This is a genomic window from Natronospirillum operosum (assembly GCF_004768465.1).
In the GTDB taxonomy this organism is placed as follows: Bacteria; Pseudomonadota; Gammaproteobacteria; order Pseudomonadales; family Natronospirillaceae; genus Natronospirillum; species Natronospirillum operosum.
Genome location: NZ_SRMF01000006.1, coordinates 1 through 16,823, shown reverse-complemented (window position 1 = coordinate 16,823; position 16,823 = coordinate 1). Strand labels below are relative to the sequence as shown.

Sequence of the window (16,823 nt, the reverse complement as noted above, 5' to 3'; positions counted from 1 at the left end):
CTGCAGATTACCATCGGTGACGCGACTAGGAAGAGGGTCCAGCATGCAGAAATACTCCGGATTCGGGCTGTTCAAACACGCCCTGAACCACCATGAAAACTGGCAGCGCGTGTGGCGCAACCCGAAACCCAAACCGCACTACGACGTCATAATTGTTGGCGGTGGCGGGCATGGTCTGGCGACCGCCTACTATCTGGCGAAGGTCCATGGCATTACCAATGTGGCCGTGCTGGAGAAAGGCTATCTGGGCGGCGGCAATACCGGCCGCAATACCACCATAGTGCGTTCCAACTATCTGTGGGATGAATCGGCCCATCTCTATGAGCATGCGCTCAAACTCTGGGAAGGCCTGTCGCAGGAACTGAATTACAATGTCATGTTTTCCCAGCGCGGCGTGCTCAATCTGGGGCATACGTTGCAGGACATGCGTGATATTCAGCGTCGGGTCAGCGCCAACCGTCTGAACGGTATTGACAGCGAAGTACTTGATACGCAGCAGGTGCAGGACCTGGTACCCATCATGGACTGCTCGCCCAATGCCCGTTATCCGGTGCTCGGTTCGTCCTGGCAGCCGCGCGCCGGCGTGGCCCGGCACGATGCCGTGGCCTGGGGCTATGCCCGGGCGGCTGATGCCCTGGGCGTGGACATGCTGCAGCAGTGTGAAGTCACTGATCTGCTGATAGAGGACGGCACCGTGACCGGTGTGGAAACCCGCCAGCATGGCACCATCAAGGCGGGCAAGGTCGGCTGTGTGGTGGCCGGCAACTCGGGTGTGCTGGCGCAGATGGCCGGTTTCCGGCTGCCTATCGAGTCGCACCCGCTGCAGGCGCTGGTCTCGGAACCCATCAAGCCGGTGCTGGATACCGTTGTCATGTCCAACCAGGTGCATGGCTATATTTCCCAGTCCGACAAGGGCGACCTGGTCATCGGTGCCGGGATTGACGGCTACAACGGTTACGGACAGCGCGGCTCCTACCCCACCATCGAGCATACGGTACAGGCCATTGTCGAGATGTTCCCGATCTTCAGCCGGGTACGCATGAACCGGCAGTGGGGCGGCATTGTCGATACCTGCCCGGACGCCTGCCCGATCATTTCAGCCACGCCGGTCGAGAATCTGTTCTTCAACTGTGGCTGGGGTACGGGGGGCTTCAAGGCCACACCGGGCTCCGGCCATGTCTTTGCGGAAATGCTGGCGCGCGGTGAAGCCAGTGAGCTGGCGAAGCCGTTTTCCATGTTCCGTTTCCATGACGGCGCGCTGATTGACGAACATGGCGCAGCCGGGGTTGCGCACTAGGAGAGTCGTGAATGTTCCATATCTACTGTCCGCACTGCGAAGAGTATCGCGAGGAAGAGGAATTTCATCCCAAGGGTGAAGCCCATCTCGCACGGCCGGAAGACCCGGACAACTGCACCGATGAAGAGTGGGGTGACTACCTGTTCTTCCGCAAGAATCCGCGTGGCGTGCATCATGAACTGTGGGTGCATGCGGCCGGCTGCCGGAAATTCTTCAATGTGACGCGTGATACCCAGAGCTACCGGATCTACGAGACCTACAAGATTGGCGAGCAACCCTCTAAGGCGATAACAGCATGACGCAGATCAACCGTCTTCAGGCTGGCGGTCGTATTGATCGCAGCAAGCCACTGACTTTCCGCTTTGACGGCAAAAGCTATCAGGGGTATCAGGGTGATACGCTGGCTTCGGCCCTGCTGGCCAATGGTGTCGACGTGGTCGGGCGGAGCTTCAAGTACAGCCGGCCGCGCGGGATCATGGCGGCCGGCGCTGATGAGCCCAATGCGGTATTGCAGTTGGGTGCCACTGAAGCGACCCAGATACCCAATGTACGGGCGACGCAGCAAGCGGTCTATGACGGCCTGGAGGCCCAGCCGACCAATGGCTGGCCGAGCGTCAATCTTGATGCCATGGGCTTTGTCGGACGCTGGTTCGGGCGCTTCATGCCGCCCGGGTTCTACTACAAGACCTTCATGTATCCGCAGTCGCTGTGGATGTTTTACGAGAAGCATATTCGGCGTGCTGCCGGGCTGGGCCGCTCGCCGCGCGCCCCGGATGCCGACCAGTATGATCATATCAATCAGCATGCCGACGTGCTGGTGGTGGGGGGCGGTCCGGCCGGTCTGGGCGCGGCCCTGGCGGCGGCCAGAGCCGGCGCCCGGGTCATGCTGGCCGATGAGCAGGAAGAACCGGGCGGCTCGCTGCTCGACAGTGCCGCCCAGATCGACGGCGAGGCGGCCTCGGTATGGGTGACCCGGGTGGTCAACGAACTGGCAGACCGCGAGAACGTCCTGTTGCTGCCGCGCTCGACCGTCAATGGATATCATGACCACAACTTTCTGACCATTCATGAGCGTCGTGCCGACCACCTTGGTGATCGAGCGCCCGAGGGCATGACCCGCCAGCGTCTGCACAGGGTAAGGGCGCGCTGGGTGGTCCTGGCGACGGGCGCGCATGAGCGGCCTCTGGTGTATGGCAACAATGATGTGCCGGGTTGTTTTGTCGCTGCGGCCCTGTCGACCTACCTGCGCCGCTATGCGGTTGCCCCGGGACGCAGTCTGGTCGTGTCAACGGCCAATGATTACGGCTATCGGGCGGCCTTCGACTGGCAGGATGCCGGCCATGAGGTGGTTGCGCTGGTCGACAGTCGGGCCAACCCGCAGGGCGCCTGGCAGGAGGAGGCCCGCGAGCGCGGTCTGCGTCTGATCACGGGTGCTGCGGTAAGCGACGTGCGTGGCAGCAAGCGGGTCAAGGCAGCCGCCATCGTGCCACTGAATGAAGACGGTACGCAGGCGACCGGCAGCCTGCAGTGGCTGACCTGTGACACGGTGGCGACTTCGGGCGGCTGGAGCCCGGCGGTGCATCTGTCCTGCCATACCGGCGCGCGCCCGCAGTGGCGTGACGACATCATCGGTTTTGTGCCCGGTGAGTCGCGTGAACAGATGCTGACAGCCGGCGCCGTGGCCGGCAGCTACAGTCTGGCGGATTGCCTGAAAGAGGGCGTTTCGGCTGGCCTGAAAGCCGCCACCGAAGCAGGGTTCTCCGGTGCTGACGTGCCTGTGCCGACAGTGTCCGAGCTGGCAGAGACACCCCCCATGGCGCTGTTTGCCGTGCCGCACCCGAAGCCCAACAGTCGTGCCCCCAAACAGTTTGTCGATTATCAGAATGATGTGACGGCGGCCGGCATCGAACTGGCCACCCGCGAAGGTTTCGAATCGATAGAGCATGTGAAGCGCTATACCGCTATGGGCTTCGGTACCGACCAGGGCAAGCTGGGCAATATCAATGGTATGGCGATTGCTGCCCGGTCACTGGGGCAGACCATTCCCGAAACAGGTACGACCGTTTTCCGGCCCAACTATACACCGGTCACCTTCGGCGCCATTGCCGGGCGCCACTGCCGGGAACTGTTCGAGCCGAAACGCTATACCGCCATGCAGCCCTGGCATGAGCAGCACGGCGCCGAATTCGAGAATGTCGGCCAGTGGAAACGCCCCTGGTACTATCCGAAACCGGGCGAGAGCATGCAGGAAGCCCTCAATCGGGAATGCCTGGCTACCCGCGAAAGTGTCGGCATTCTGGATGCGTCCACGCTGGGCAAGATTGATATCCAGGGCAAGGATGCGCGGGAGTTCATCGGCCGCGTCTACAGCAATGCCTGGGCCAAGCTGGCGCCAGGCAAGTGTCGCTACGGCCTGATGTGTGGCGAGGACGGCATGGTGTTCGATGACGGGGTGACATCGTGCCTGGGTGCAAACCACTTTCTGATGACCACCACCACCGGCGGTGCGGCGCACGTATTGGAATGGCTGGAACTCTATCATCAAACCGAATGGCCCGAGCTTGAGGTCTACTTCAACTCGGTAACCGACCACTGGGCGACCATGGGGGTTGCGGGCCCCAACAGCCGCAAGTTGCTGGCAGAATTGATCGAGGACATTGATCTGGATGGCGAGGCCTTCCGCTTCATGGACTGGCGCCAGGGTACCATCTGCGGCGTGCCCTGCCGGGTATTCCGGATCTCGTTCACCGGCGAACTGCAGTATGAAATCAATGTGCCGGCCCACTATGGGTTGTACATCTGGGAGCGTCTGTTCGAGCACGGCGAGAAGTACAATCTGACTCCGTACGGCACGGAAACCATGCATATTCTGCGTGCCGAGAAAGGCTTCATCATTGCCGGTCAGGATACTGACGGCTCTGTGCATCCCTATGATCTGGGCATGGGCTGGGCTGTGGGCGAGAACAAGCCGTTCAGCTTTATCGGGCGGCGCGGCATGAAGCGTGAAGACTGTGTGCGACCCAACCGCAAGCAGTTTGTCGGGCTGAAAACGAAAGACCCGAACATTGTGCTGCCCGAGGGGGCGCATGCGGTCGCCGACCCCAGCCAGCCCAAGCCCATGGCCATGCTGGGGCATGTGACGTCCAGCTATTACAGTGCCTTCCTGGGGCGCAGCATTGCGCTGGGCTTTATCAAGGGCGGGCATGAGCGCATGGGCGATACGGTTTATTATCCACTGGAGGATGGCCGCGTGGTTGAAGCGGAAATCTGCAGCACCATTTTCCTGGACCCGAAAGGAGAGCGCCAGAATGTCTGAAGTGCCAGATAGCGTAGCGGTCATTGATCAGATTCCGCAGCAGGGCGAGCCGCTGACACCCCGGACACCGCTGCACCATACTGCCCGCGCGGGCGGTGCTGGCCAGCTGCACTACCGGGAGCATGACCTGACCGGACTGCTGGTATTGCGTGGCAATGCTGCCGACAAGGCGTTTGCCGAGGCCGTAAAGGCGACTTTCGGGTGCCCGCTGGCAAAGACGCTGAGTTTTGTCATGGCGCAGGAGGTCAGCCTGCTGTGGCTGTCGCCTGACGAGTGGTGGGTGCTGTGTCCGCCGGATCAGGCCTATGCTCTGGAGGTGCAATTGCGCGAGCGCTACAGCGGGCATTTTGCCCTGGCCAACAATACCGGTGGCATGACCCGGATCCAGCTGTCCGGCCCGCAGGCCGTGCAGGTGCTGAAGAAATCGATACCCTATGATGTCCACGACGCCCATTTTCCGGTCGGTAAGGTGGTGGCCACTGTGTTCGGCAAGACCCAGGCCGTGGTGCGACGCCTCGGGCAGAATGACTGGGAGATACTGGCCCGACGCAGCTTTGCCGACTATATCTGGCGCTGGGTTGAGGATGCCGCCAGCGAGTATCAGCGTTAGGGGTTACCCATTCGGACCGTCGCCACGCTCGGGTACATGCCCTGTGAGACACGCAAAAAACGGCATCCATGCCAGCTCGGTTGCGGCCGTCCCTGGCCGCAAACGGTCTCACAGGGCATGCACCCGGCAGGCGACTCCAACTGTGCCTCCCAGCCTTTGTAGATACCGTCGAACTGCCTCGCCTGCAACGCTCAGACCGCCACCGCCACATCCGAGCGCGGTACGCTGCAGCAGGACAGAATATAACCCGCTGCGACATCCTCATCCGTGATGCCGCCATTGTGCTGCATGTCCACCTCTCCCGAGGTTTTCAGAACCCTGCAGGTGCCGCATATGCCGACGCCACAGGCCTTGGGTATGGGAATGCCCGCACGTGCTGCGGCCGCATGCACGGTCTCACCGGGCAGGGCCTCAGCGCTGACCTCTGACTCGCTGCAGGTCACGCTGAACTGCGTCGCCTCCTGCGCGATCTCGGCTTCGCGTTCTGCCAGTTCCGAATGCTCCAGCGCCTCCTGGCTGGCTTCCACGGGCGTCGCATTGAAGGATTCCTGGTGATAGAAGTCCATGTCGAAGCCGTTCGATTGCAGGAGATTGCGCACCGCCCGCATGTAGGGCTCGGGCCCGCAGCAGAAAACCAGGCGCTCCATGTAGTCTGGCACCATCATCTCCAGCCGGGTCTGATCCAGAAACCCGCGATAACCGGGCCAGGCCTGTCCGGGCTCCACCCGCTCGCAGATCAGGTGCAGCACAAACTCATCCACCCGCGAGCTCATGTGCTCCAGCTCGCGCTGGAAAATCAGGTCGGCCGGGGTGCGTGCACTGTGCACAAAGGCCACATCGACCTCGGCATTGGTATCAAACAGCCAGCGCGCCATGGACATCACCGGCGTGATGCCCACGCCGCCGGACAGAAACAGCACCTTGTCCGCCGTATGGTCAATGCAGTTGAACAGGCCGGTCGGTCCGTGGACGACCACCTCGTCATGCACTTTGAGGTGATCATGCAGCCAGTTGGACACGCGGCCACCGGGAATGCGCTTGATGGTGATGGAAAAGCTGTACGGCACCGAGGGTGAGCTGGAAATGGTATAGGAACGCATAACCTGTTCGCCGTCGATCTCCAGTTCCAGAGTGACGAACTGACCCGGCTTGAAAAAGAACATGACCGCCTGCTCGGCATTGAAACAAAAGGTTTTGACATCATGCGTTTCGTGGATGATACGCACGCACCTTACCTGATGGCGGCCGTTGGACCAGACCCGGGTGTTGAGTTCGTGGCTGTAAAGCGTAGTCGCAGGCTCGGAAAGCAGGGTGGTCATGGGTACAGAGCTCCGGGTAGTCAAACAGTGGAACGATTTTCTCAGAGCGCATTGTTCCTCAACTGAAGCGCCCGAGTGGTACTGAAAACGACAGCGGCTTGTTTGTCTGAACCACTCTGCTGCAGGCCAGTCATGATGCGGCCCCGGCTGGTAAAAACAGCACCGGACCCTGTCGCGTGCAGGCAACTCTGGTGACCTGAGTGCGACCACAATAGGCGCGTTCGGGCATCACGGGATGCCCTTCACGATCAAACTACCTTGATGAGGGTGCACTGCCATGTCGGAACTGGATCTGCTGAACCTGAACTATGCCACGGCGGAGCAGGCGCGTTCCGCAGCCATGGAGATGCTGGCCGACCATCCGCGTGGATGGTCACTGCCACAGCCTTTCTACAATGACCCCTCGTTTTTCCGTCTGGATATGGAGACCATTTTTCAGCACGAGTGGCTGTTTGTCGGCATGACTGCGGAAATACCGTCACGTGGCGATTATCTGACCGTGGAAGTCGGACAGAACCCGGTACTGATCGTGCGCGATGGCGATGGCGGCATCGAGGCCTTTCACAATGTATGTCGGCATCGCGGGTCACGGATCTGCACCCAGCCCAAGGGCAAGGTGGCCAACCTGACCTGTCCGTATCATCAGTGGACCTACAACCTGAAGGGCAATCTGCTGTATACCGGAACGGCCATGGGCGAGCACTTTGATCCGCAGGCATTTGCGCTGCGCAAGGTCCATTGCCGGCAGGCCGGCGGCTTCATCTTTGTCAGCCTGACGCCGGATGAGCCGCCACCCATTGATGAATTCCTGTCGACGCTGGATGAATACATGGCGCCCTATGACATGGAGAACACCCGGGTTGCAGCAGAAAGCACGATCGAGGAGCAGGCCAACTGGAAGCTGGTGGTGGAGAACAACCGCGAGTGCTATCACTGCGCGGGCTCACACCCGGAGCTACTGCGCACGCTGCTGGAATGGGACGACACCAATGACCCCAGGGCGACTCCGGAGTTTGTTGCAGACTATGAACGACAGGCGCGGCAGTGGGATGCCGAGGGTATACCACACCGGCAGATCAAGTTCGGCCTGCGCAACCGGATTGTGCGGATGCCGCTCAAATCGGGTACTCAGGTGATGACCATGGATGGCAAGACTGCCAGCAGCCGACTGCTGGGTCGCATTAAAAGCCGGGAACTGGGGTCGATGCGCATTCTGCACCTGCCCAATTCCTGGAACCATATGCAGAGCGATCATGTGATTGTGTTTCGGGTACTGCCGGTGTCGGCGCAGAAGACGCTGGTGACCACCAAGTGGCTGGTGCACAAGGACGCCGAGGTGGATGTTGATCGCCTGACCCACGTCTGGCACGCCACCAACCGGCAGGACAAGGAGCTGGCGGAACAGAACCAGCGGGGCATCAACTCCCTGAGCTATGCGCCGGGGCCCTACTCGGAAACCCACGAGTTCGGGGTGATCAACTTTATCGACTGGTATCGCCAGGCTCTGCTCGGGGAGGGGTAGGTGGCCGTTGGTGCTAGTTTGACCCGGAAGGCGTCACACCAACTGCCAATTGCCGCCCGGCGGCCGCACCATCGCAGGCTACTTTCAATGGGCGGCTGACGCCGCCATCGGCCAGGTGCTGGCCTCCCACGACATTCAGGCACCAATCGTACCGTGGGAGAGCCGGTCCGACGTTTCGGTCCCGTGCGCGATGGGGCCGCAGGGCCCCTGATTTGGGGAGGCACGACAGGAGTCGCCTGCCGGGTGCATGCACTGTGAGACCGTTTGCGGCCAGGGACGGCCGCAACCGAGCCGTCAGGGATGACGTTTTTTGCGTGTCTCACAGGCATGTACCCGAGCGTGGCGACGGTCCGACTGGCACACAGGAGTCAGTGTACCCCGCCATCAGGCGGCACAACCTCCGGAGAAGTCAGCCGCCACTGGGAGCGTGATCACGACCGCGGCTTCTCGTTCTCCGGATCGTACAGCGGCTTGTAGCCCACGCCTTCGATGCGCACCCGATACTGTTCGTGGAAGTACTCGATCAGCAGTTCCTGTCCCTCCCGCGCATGACTGACCGGGATGTACCCCAGGCAGATGTTCTTGCCGACACTGGGGCCATAGGCAAAGCTGGTGGTATAGGAGCGCCGCCCCAGTTCGTCCACCAGTACCTCGCCACTGGCCGGGTCCATGATCGGGCAGGTGCCGACCGGATAGCGCGCCACACCCTGTGCATCCGTGTTCTCCAGCATGGTCATGGTGCACAGATAGGCCGGCTGCTCGCTGCGTTCGCGCTGGGCCAGATAGGCGGCCTTGCCGTGGAAGTCTGCCGCTTTGACCTTGGGTCGGGCCAGCCCGACTTCATACAGGTTGTATTCGGTCAGCAGGTCGGCATTCTGCAGGCGCAGGCTCTTTTCCAGCCGCCGGCTGTTGGCATAGGTTTCCACCCCGACCGGGGTGACACCCAGATCGTGAATCAGGTCCCACAGGGCCAGGCCATAGCTGAAGGGCACATGCAGCTCCCAGCCCTGTTCGCCGACATAGGAGATGCGGAAAGCAGAGACCGGAATGCCCTTGAGCGTGAGCGTTTTCCAGTGCGCAAACGGGAAGTTCTCGTTTGACCAGGCGTCCGGCTGATCGGCGACCTTTTGCAGCGTGGTCCGGGCATTGGGTCCCCAGACGCCCAGGCAGGCCCAGTGGTCGGTCAGGTCCTGAATCCAGACGCTGTCCAGACCCCGGTCCTCGGCCATACGCTGCATCCAGACATGGTCCCGGTTGCCGGCATCGGCGCCGTCGATCATCCGATAGTGGCATGGGCCCAGTCGGATGATGGTCAGGTCGGAGCGCACACCACCGGCGCTGTCCAGAAAGTGCGTATAAACCCCTTTTCCGATGGGGGTGTCACCACCCACCTTGGCCACACTGAGATATTCCAGCAGGGCTTCGGCATCATTGCCCAGCACATCATAGACGGCAAAATGCGACAGATTGATCATGCCCACATCGTCAGACAGCGCCAGATGCTCGGCATTGGAGACGCGCCAGAAATGGCGGTTGTCCCATTCGTTCTGGCGCTCCGGTACTCGGTCGGCGTACTTGTCCAGCAGTTTCTCGTTACTGGCGTAGCCGTGTGCACGCTCCCAGCCGCCCAGTTCCATGAAGTGTGCGCCCAGCGCCTCTTCCCGTGGCCAGAAGGGGCTGCGCCGCAGACTGCGGGCATGGGTGTAGGGCTCGCGGTTGTGCACGGCCGGGTTGTAGATCTTGAAGGCGGATTCGTAGCACCGCTCGGCAATATAGTGTTCGGTTTTCTGGAACTCGTAGAAGCGGGCCACATCGATGCTATGATGGTCGATATGGGTACGGCCGTCAGTCATCCAGTCGGCCACCAGTTTGCCCACGCCGGGCCCGTCCTTGACCCAGACGGAGACCGCATACCAGAGCCCGCGCGCCTTGACGGACTCGCCGATCGAGGGGCCATTGTCCGAGGTGACCTGCAGCAGGCCGTTGAAGGAGCGTTTCTCGTCATAGCCCAGCTCACCCAGAATGGGCGTCAGTTCCATGGCCCGTTCGAGCGGTTCGATGATCTGCTCCATCTCCAGATCCCGCTGCGAGGGTGACAGGCGGGCCTGTTCCTTTTCCTGCAGATCGCGCGGGTGCACCAGGCGCGGGTCCTTCTCCTCGTAGTAGCCCCACTCGATCTGACCGCCTTCAGAGGTTTTCGGGTCGCCGGTATCCCGCATGTAGGCAGAGTTGCCCTGATCGCGCAGCAGCGGGTAGCCGATGTCCTTGCCGGTGCCGGCAAATTCGTCATAGGGTCCGAAGAACATCAGCGGGTGGTCCACCGGCATGACAGGCAGATCTTCTTCTGCCATGTTGGCAATCAGGCGTCCCCAGAGGCCGGCACAGACCACCACATGTTTGGCCGCGATATAGCCCCGATGTGTTTCCACGCCGCAGATGCGGCCGTCCTGAATATCCAGCCGGGTGGCGGGGGTGTTGGCGAAGGCAGTCAGCGCGCCGCTGTCGCGGGCCTGATCGATCAGCTCGCCGGCCACGGTCTGGGAACGCGGCACCACCAGGCCGGCATCCGGGTCCCACAGGGCGCCCTGGATCATGTCTTCTTCCAGCAGCGGGAACTTGGCCTTGGCCTCGGCGGCACTGATGAGGCTGACATTGGTGCCAAAGGCCTTGCCCGAGGCGACCTTGCGCTTCAGTTCCTCCATCCGCCCGTCGTCGTCGACACGGGCGACTTCAAGGCCGCCAATGCGCTCGTAGTGGCCCATTTTTTCGAAGAAGTCGGCACTGTAGAGCGTGGCCCAGCAGGACAGCTGGTCGTGAGACGTCATGTAGCAGAAATCTGAGGCATGCGCGGTCGAGCCAATGTCGGTTGGAATACCCGATTTGTCGAGCCCCACAATGTTGCGCCATCCGCGTTCTACCAGGTGATGGGCGACCGAGGCGCCGACAATACCACCGAGGCCGACAATGACCACATCTGCACTTTTGGGGAACTCAGCCATGTTGGATTCTCCGCGTTGTTCTGTAATTCAGGGTAATCAGGCGCAATGATTTCGAGTATAGGCAGCAGGGTCGGGGAGAAATTCACTGGAAACGACAGGCGCAGGTCCATTATCGGCAGGCCGGGCCCGAGCGGCCCGGCCGTTTGCCTGTCAGTGCTGGGTGGACGAGGGGCCGCTCGATTTGCGACCACCGCTGAGTGGCATGGCCGTGAAGTTGACCGCACCGTAGCTGGGTTCGGCCTGTGCTGCCTGCAAAGCCTTGCTGGCGCGGCTGGGGCTCAGGAAGTTGATGTCCAGCCCCTCGCCGCTGGCCTGGACTTCCCGCATGGCCCAGACTGCAGCCCGCTCTTCCTTGGGTGAACGGCCGGTGTACTTGCGATAGCAGCGGCTGAAGTGGGGCGGTGAGACGAAGCCGCACATGGAGGAGATCTCGATGATGGAACGGGTAGTCTGCTTCAGCAACTGCCGGGCCCGGTCCAGGCGCAGTTTCAGGTAATAGCGCGAGGGGGTGCAACCCAGGTGCTTGAGAAAGAGCCGTTCCAGCTTGCGTCGGGAAATACCGACAAACTGGGCCAGTTCGTCCAGTTCTATCGGCTCCTCGATATTGTTTTCCATCAATTCGGTGATTTCTGCCAGCTTGGGTTGCTCCGACGTCAGCAGTCGGCGCAGCGGCACGCGCTGCTGCTCTGTGTCTGCGCGTACCCGGTCGTAGACAAACATGTCGCAGATCCCGCTGGTCAGTGTTGTGCCGTGGTGCCGGGTCACGACCGTCAGCATCATGTCGAGCGGCGCGCCACCGCCGGTACAGGTAATGCGGTCGCGATCAATGGTGTACAGCTGGGAGCTGCAGTTCACCTTGGGAAATTGCTCCTGCAGGGCGGCCAGGCACTCCCAGTGCGCACTGCAGGAGTAGCCATCCAGCACACCGGCCATGGCCAGCACATAGCTGCCGGTGCAGACTGCGCCCAGAGTAACCTTGCGCCGACCCATGGCGCGTAGCCAGGCGAGCTCTTTCTGATTGAAGCTGCGGGTGATGTTGACGCCGCCGACCACGATCACCAGATCGAAGGTGCAGGGCTCGGACAGCGAAGCATCGGCGCCGATGGATATGCCATCGCTGGCGCTGACGGGCTGGCCGTCCGCAGACAACAGTTGCCAGCTGTACAGCTCTCGCCCGGACAACTGATTGGCCATGCGCAGAGGCTCGATGGAGGAGGCGAGGGCGAACAGGGTAAAGTTGTTGATCAGCAGGAAGCCGACGCTGAACGTGCGTGGTGTCTCGCCAGCCGCTGATTCCTGACCTGGCGCTGTTGCAGGGCGGTTACGGTCGGTCTCGGTCATGGTGTCAGCCCTCTCTATTCCCGCATGTCTGTTGTGGGTATCAGGAACAGTAGCGCCAGAAAACGGCGGCTATTTGTCTGCCTGCGACAGTTAAGGTCATTAATGACACTGTTTGCGACAAGTGTATGCCTGTTTTTTGGACAGCGACAGTGTCCGACTATTTCCATTTGTAAAAACCGCTTTCCGTTGGCGAAGTCGGCCAGTGTAAGGCTGAATCTGGTACCATGCCAAAATGGACATCCGCACACTGCGCGCCTTTCTTGTTTTGGCTCAGGTTCTGCATTTTGGCAGGGCCAGCGACCGCCTGCATGTTAGCCCTTCTACACTCAGTCGTATGATTTCGCGGCTGGAAGATGAGCTGGGTGTTGTGCTGTTCGAGCGTGACAACCGCACCGTGCGTCTGACCGGGGCCGGACGCAGTGCGCGCGAGCATGCCGAGCGCATGTTGCGGGAGTGGGACAGCCTGCAGACCAGTCTGGGCCAGACTCCACGCACCCTGCGCGGCGAAATCAGGCTGTACTGTTCGGTCACCGCCAGCTATGGCCTGTTGATCGATCTGCTGCAGGTGTTTCGCCATCGTCATCCCGGGGTGGATGTAGTAGTGGACACGGGTGATGCAGCGCATGCCATCGACAAGGTCATGGCCGATGAGGCTGATGTGGCGATTGCGCCCCGCCCCGACAGCCTGCCGGGGAAGGTGGTGTTCGGTACCTTTGCCGAATCGCCGCTGTGCTTTATCGGCCCGGTGATACAATCGCCCGTGGCGCAGCAACTGGCGGGTGATCAGCCTGTCTGGGACCAGGTGCCCTTCGTGGTGCCGGAGTATGGTCTGGCCCGCCAGCGCTTGTACCGCTGGTTTGCAGCGCGTAACCTGCGTCCCAACGTATATGCTCAGGTGGGCGGTCACGAAGCCATCGTATCCATGGTGGCGCTGGGGCTGGGTGTCGGGGTGGTGCCGGAGCTGGTACTGACCCACAGCCCGATGCGCGACAAGGTAGAGATACTGCCTGCAGAACCGGCGCTGGATCCGTTCCTGATCGGCCTCTGTGCGCTGCGCCGCCGCCTGCAGGACCCTATCATCCAGGCATTCTGGCAATGCTGCCCCGACCTGGTGGACGACGAAGAAGAGAAAGCAAAGCATGGCTGAACCCGAAAACCAGAATAATGACCCCACGCCGGACAATGTGGCCATGACGCCGGAAGCGCGCAAGCGGCGGCGCACGGTCTATCTGGTCCCCAATCTGCTGACCACAACGGCTCTTTTTGCGGGTTTCTACGCCATTATTGCCGCCATCAACGGCAACTTCAGCAATGCGGCCGTAGGTATCTTTGTGGCCATGGTGTTTGATGGCCTGGATGGCCGGGTGGCTCGTTTGACGCATACCCAGAGCGAGTTCGGAGCTAACTATGACTCCATGTCGGACCTGATTGCCTTCGGTCTGGCGCCGGCGCTGGTGGCCTTTCTATGGTCACTGGAGAGTCTGGATCAGGTGGGCTGGGGCGCCGCCTTCGTGTACACGGCGGCGGCGGCGCTGCGCCTGGCCCGGTTCAATGTGCAACTGGGCAGTGTCGACAAGAAATACTTTATTGGTCTGGCCAGCCCGGCGGCGGCGGCCATGGTGGCCGGCACCATCTGGGCTTTCAACGATATGGGCTTCGAGGGCAATGACCTGGCCTGGCTGATGGTCGTGCTGGTGCCCGGTCTGGGCTGCCTGATGGTCAGCAATATACGCTACTACAGCTTCAAGGATTTCGGTCTGCGCGGCAGCATTCCCTTCACGGCTGTCTTGCTGGTGATTCTGGCTTTTGTCGTGGTTGCGGTGGATCCGCCCATTGTCCTGCTGCTGTTGTTCATCGCCTACGCGGCGTCGGGTCCGGTAATGGAAGTCTGGCGCCGTATGAAAAGACGCAGTCAAGGCGAACCGGAGGCGGATAAAGATTGATCTGAATGGGTCAACAGTCGTACAACTAGGGATAAGGCCTTTGCTGGGCTGGAGGGTTCCATGGCTGACCGACTGACTGAAAATGATGTAACACCCAAACATATCTACCTGCGACGCAGAGAATTCATGGCGGGTGGTGCTGCCATGCTGGGGGCGCTGACTCTGGGGCGGGATGCTCTGGCCACCCCTGCAGACTGGATGCAGCAAAAGATCGGCGCCGGTTTCGATACCACCATGGCAACCGATGAACGGATCACCCCGTTCGAGGATGCCTCGACCTACAACAATTATTTCGAGTTCGGAACCGGCAAGTCCGACCCGGTGAATCGATCCGGCGACTTCCGGACCGACCCCTGGTCGGTGGAAATTGGCGGGCACTGTCGCAACCCCGGTACCTATGCGCTGGAAGACATTGTGCAGCCCAAGGATCTGGAAGAGCGCATTTACCGACTGCGCTGCGTAGAGGCCTGGTCCATGGTTATCCCCTGGCTGGGTTTTCCGCTCGCCAGCCTGATCGAACGCATGGAACCGACCAGTGACGCGAAGTATGTGCGCTTCGAAACGCTGTACGACCCGGATCAATACCCCAATCAGCGCGCCTGGTTCCCGGCCATGGATTATCCCTATGTCGAAGGGCTGCGGATGGACGAGGCCATGCATCCGCTGACACTGATGGCGGTGGGCATGTACGGTGAAGCACTGCCCAACCAGAACGGGGCGCCGATGCGGCTGGTGGTGCCGTGGAAATATGGCTTCAAGAGCATAAAGGCCATCGTGAAAATCGAATTTGTCAGCGAACAGCCAGCCAACAGTTGGGCAGTGATGCAGCCCAGAGAGTACGGCTTCTACGCCAATGTGAACCCGAATGTGGACCATCCGCGCTGGAGTCAGGCAACCGAACGCCGCCTGCCGTCGACCGGTCTGCAGGCCAATCGCATACCGACGCGCATGTTCAACGGCTATGAAGAAGTGGCCCATCTTTACGAGGGCATGGACCTGACCCGTCACCGCTATATCTGATGTCGGTGCAAATCTCCCTGCCACAGCCGCTGCGGCGGCCTCTGGTTCACGTGCTGTGCGCGCTGCCGCTGCTGTACTGGGGGTGGCAGACAGTGCTCACCGCTCAGGGCCAGTTCACGGTTATCAGCACCGACCCGGGTGCCGTGCTGGCCGACAAGTCCGGTTTCTGGGCCATCAACCTGCTGCTGGCCAGTCTGGCGTTGACACCCCTGCAGCGGCTGTTCCGACTGCGCTGGGTCAGATACCGCCGGGCGGTCGGGCTGTGGGCCTTCGTCTATGTGCTGACCCACATTCTGGTCTTCTATACCCTGATTCTGGGTCGTGACCTGGCCGAGTTCTGGCACGAGGTGGTCGAGCGGCCCTATATTCTGCTCGGCGCTCTGGCCGCTCTGTTGCTGCTGCCACTGGTACTGACGTCGACCCAGGCAGCCATGCGGCTGCTGAAGAAACGCTGGCAGCAACTACACTATCTGGTTTACCCGGCGGCCATTCTGGCCGTGATCCATCAGCTATGGCAGGTCAAGAGCTTCGAGATCGGGGCCGTGATCCATACCCTGGTGCTGGTTCTGCTGCTGGGCCTGCGGCTCCACTGGTGGCTCCGCAGCGCTCGCAGGCGAGTTTCCTGAACCGACACGCCCGGGCACATCCCCTGTGAGGAAGAGGCCCTGCCAGCCCCGACAGGACGGCGCCATTGTAGCGAGGGACACAAGTCCCGATTGATGCTGCCACATTCTAGTCGCCATGTTTGGGTTGGTACCAGTGCCGCCCAGTCCCTGTGGCGAGGGACGCAAGTCCCGATTGATGCTGCCACATTCTAGTCGCCATGTTTGGGTTGGTGCCAGTGCCGCCCAGTCCCCGTGGCGAGGGACGCAAGTCCCGATGGGGACGCAGGCCCCCACGTAAAGGCGGCTGGCGCCGCCATCGCGACTCGTGTCGCTCGCTACAAATTCGGCCTGCGCCTCATTATCGGCACTTGCGTCCCGCGCTACAGCAGAGGCTCTTCCCCGGGCTGTGAGTCTTGTTCACGCCTGCGTGGCCAGGTACCCCGGCAGCCCCGCTGTCCGCTGTCGACCGTCTGCTGTCGACTCACAACTTTCAACTTTTCGCTTTCAACTCCCAACTTTCGACTTTTTCCGAATCCGCCATTGACTCCCACCCGAATGTCTCTATAATTCGCGCTCCCTGTGACGGACACACCGCTGCAGGGCGACTGGCAAGGCGGAAATGAGGGGTGCGGTAGAGGCCCTGTAAGTGTCTGAAAACACTGAGAAATTTTCTGCCGGAATCAGTTGACAGCGCGGCGCTTCAGTGTAGAATGCGCGCCACGCTAAACGGAGCGGCCCAGCGCCCTCCGCAGTTCTTTAACAACCTATCAGGATATTCGTGTGGGCGCTTGTGGGTGTTGAGACGCCGGGACCGGACATGTTGTCAGGTCCTGGGTCACAAAAACATCAGC

Annotated in this window: 12 protein-coding genes; 9 read left to right on the top strand and 3 right to left on the bottom strand. The window is 61.1% G+C overall.

What is annotated here, in order from left to right; all coding sequences use genetic code 11:
* The first annotated feature begins 43 nt into the window (after positions 1-43).
* Genes E4656_RS13955 through E4656_RS20375 form a run of 4 tightly spaced genes read left to right on the top strand, consistent with a single transcriptional unit; the run spans position 44 to position 5,223 of the window.
* Complete coding sequence (locus tag E4656_RS13955; RefSeq protein ID WP_135483914.1) at positions 44-1,297, top strand: sarcosine oxidase subunit beta family protein; 1,254 nt, start codon at positions 44-46, stop codon at positions 1,295-1,297.
* A gap of 11 nt (positions 1,298-1,308) precedes the next feature.
* A complete protein-coding gene (locus E4656_RS13950; RefSeq protein ID WP_135483913.1) occupies positions 1,309-1,596 on the top strand; it encodes a sarcosine oxidase subunit delta in 288 nt (95 codons plus the stop codon).
* The gene (locus tag E4656_RS13945; RefSeq protein WP_135483912.1) at positions 1,593-4,613 is read left to right on the top strand and encodes a sarcosine oxidase subunit alpha; all 3,021 of its coding nucleotides are present in this window, start codon (positions 1,593-1,595) and stop codon (positions 4,611-4,613) included. Before E4656_RS13950 ends, E4656_RS13945 begins: the two co-directional genes overlap by 4 nt.
* Positions 4,606-5,223 carry a sarcosine oxidase subunit gamma gene (locus tag E4656_RS20375; RefSeq protein WP_135483911.1) on the top strand — a complete coding sequence of 206 codons (618 nt, stop codon included), beginning with the start codon at positions 4,606-4,608 and terminating at the stop codon, positions 5,221-5,223. Before E4656_RS13945 ends, E4656_RS20375 begins: the two co-directional genes overlap by 8 nt.
* A 191-nt stretch (positions 5,224-5,414) precedes the next feature.
* On the opposite strand, the gene E4656_RS13935 is transcribed toward E4656_RS20375, so the two are convergent.
* On the bottom strand, positions 5,415-6,542 hold the full coding sequence (locus tag E4656_RS13935; RefSeq protein ID WP_135483910.1) for an FAD-binding oxidoreductase: 1,128 nt from the start codon (positions 6,540-6,542) through the stop codon (positions 5,415-5,417).
* Positions 6,543-6,819: 277 nt separating this feature from the next.
* Between E4656_RS13935 and E4656_RS13930 the strand changes: the two genes are divergently transcribed.
* Positions 6,820-8,064: an aromatic ring-hydroxylating oxygenase subunit alpha gene (locus E4656_RS13930; protein ID WP_135483909.1), complete on the top strand. Its 1,245-nt coding sequence runs from the start codon at positions 6,820-6,822 to the stop codon at positions 8,062-8,064.
* Positions 8,065-8,495: 431 nt separating this feature from the next.
* Here E4656_RS13930 and E4656_RS13925 read toward each other — a convergent pair whose 3' ends face one another.
* Both E4656_RS13925 and gbdR read right to left on the bottom strand, forming a co-directional pair.
* Positions 8,496-11,063, bottom strand: coding sequence for a GcvT family protein (locus E4656_RS13925; protein ID WP_135483908.1), 2,568 nt, complete (start codon positions 11,061-11,063; stop codon positions 8,496-8,498).
* A gap of 150 nt (positions 11,064-11,213) precedes the next feature.
* Entirely contained in the window at positions 11,214-12,404 is a 1,191-nt protein-coding gene (gene gbdR / locus E4656_RS13920; RefSeq protein ID WP_135483907.1) for a choline metabolism transcriptional regulator GbdR, read from the bottom strand.
* 232 nt (positions 12,405-12,636) lie between these two features.
* Here gbdR and ilvY point away from each other — a divergent pair, with 232 nt between their 5' ends.
* From ilvY to E4656_RS13900, 4 genes are read left to right on the top strand one after another with little or no spacing between them, the layout of a single operon-like run.
* Positions 12,637-13,551, top strand: coding sequence for an HTH-type transcriptional activator IlvY (gene ilvY / locus E4656_RS13915; protein ID WP_135483906.1), 915 nt, complete (start codon positions 12,637-12,639; stop codon positions 13,549-13,551).
* Positions 13,544-14,347 carry a CDP-diacylglycerol--serine O-phosphatidyltransferase gene (gene pssA / locus E4656_RS13910; protein ID WP_135483905.1) on the top strand — a complete coding sequence of 268 codons (804 nt, stop codon included), beginning with the start codon at positions 13,544-13,546 and terminating at the stop codon, positions 14,345-14,347. Before ilvY ends, pssA begins: the two co-directional genes overlap by 8 nt.
* A 60-nt stretch (positions 14,348-14,407) precedes the next feature.
* On the top strand, positions 14,408-15,367 hold the full coding sequence (gene msrP / locus E4656_RS13905) for a protein-methionine-sulfoxide reductase catalytic subunit MsrP (protein WP_135483904.1): 960 nt from the start codon (positions 14,408-14,410) through the stop codon (positions 15,365-15,367).
* Complete coding sequence (locus E4656_RS13900) at positions 15,367-15,993, top strand: protein-methionine-sulfoxide reductase heme-binding subunit MsrQ (protein ID WP_135483903.1); 627 nt, start codon at positions 15,367-15,369, stop codon at positions 15,991-15,993. Before msrP ends, E4656_RS13900 begins: the two co-directional genes overlap by 1 nt.
* Positions 15,994-16,823: the final 830 nt, after the last annotated feature.

Bases quoted from the DNA above. Each gene is read 5' to 3' on its own strand.
- E4656_RS13955 (WP_135483914.1), top strand. From the start codon at position 44: ATGCAGAAATACTCCGGATTCGGGCTGTTCAAACACGCCCTGAACCAC.
- E4656_RS13950 (WP_135483913.1), top strand. From the start codon at position 1,309: ATGTTCCATATCTACTGTCCGCACTGCGAAGAGTATCGCGAGGAAGAG.
- E4656_RS13945 (WP_135483912.1), top strand. From the start codon at position 1,593: ATGACGCAGATCAACCGTCTTCAGGCTGGCGGTCGTATTGATCGCAGC.
- E4656_RS20375 (WP_135483911.1), top strand. From the start codon at position 4,606: ATGTCTGAAGTGCCAGATAGCGTAGCGGTCATTGATCAGATTCCGCAG.
- E4656_RS13935 (WP_135483910.1), bottom strand. From the start codon at position 6,542: ATGACCACCCTGCTTTCCGAGCCTGCGACTACGCTTTACAGCCACGAA.
- E4656_RS13930 (WP_135483909.1), top strand. From the start codon at position 6,820: ATGTCGGAACTGGATCTGCTGAACCTGAACTATGCCACGGCGGAGCAG.
- E4656_RS13925 (WP_135483908.1), bottom strand. From the start codon at position 11,063: ATGGCTGAGTTCCCCAAAAGTGCAGATGTGGTCATTGTCGGCCTCGGT.
- gbdR (WP_135483907.1), bottom strand. From the start codon at position 12,404: ATGACCGAGACCGACCGTAACCGCCCTGCAACAGCGCCAGGTCAGGAA.
- ilvY (WP_135483906.1), top strand. From the start codon at position 12,637: ATGGACATCCGCACACTGCGCGCCTTTCTTGTTTTGGCTCAGGTTCTG.
- pssA (WP_135483905.1), top strand. From the start codon at position 13,544: ATGGCTGAACCCGAAAACCAGAATAATGACCCCACGCCGGACAATGTG.
- msrP (WP_135483904.1), top strand. From the start codon at position 14,408: ATGGCTGACCGACTGACTGAAAATGATGTAACACCCAAACATATCTAC.
- E4656_RS13900 (WP_135483903.1), top strand. From the start codon at position 15,367: ATGTCGGTGCAAATCTCCCTGCCACAGCCGCTGCGGCGGCCTCTGGTT.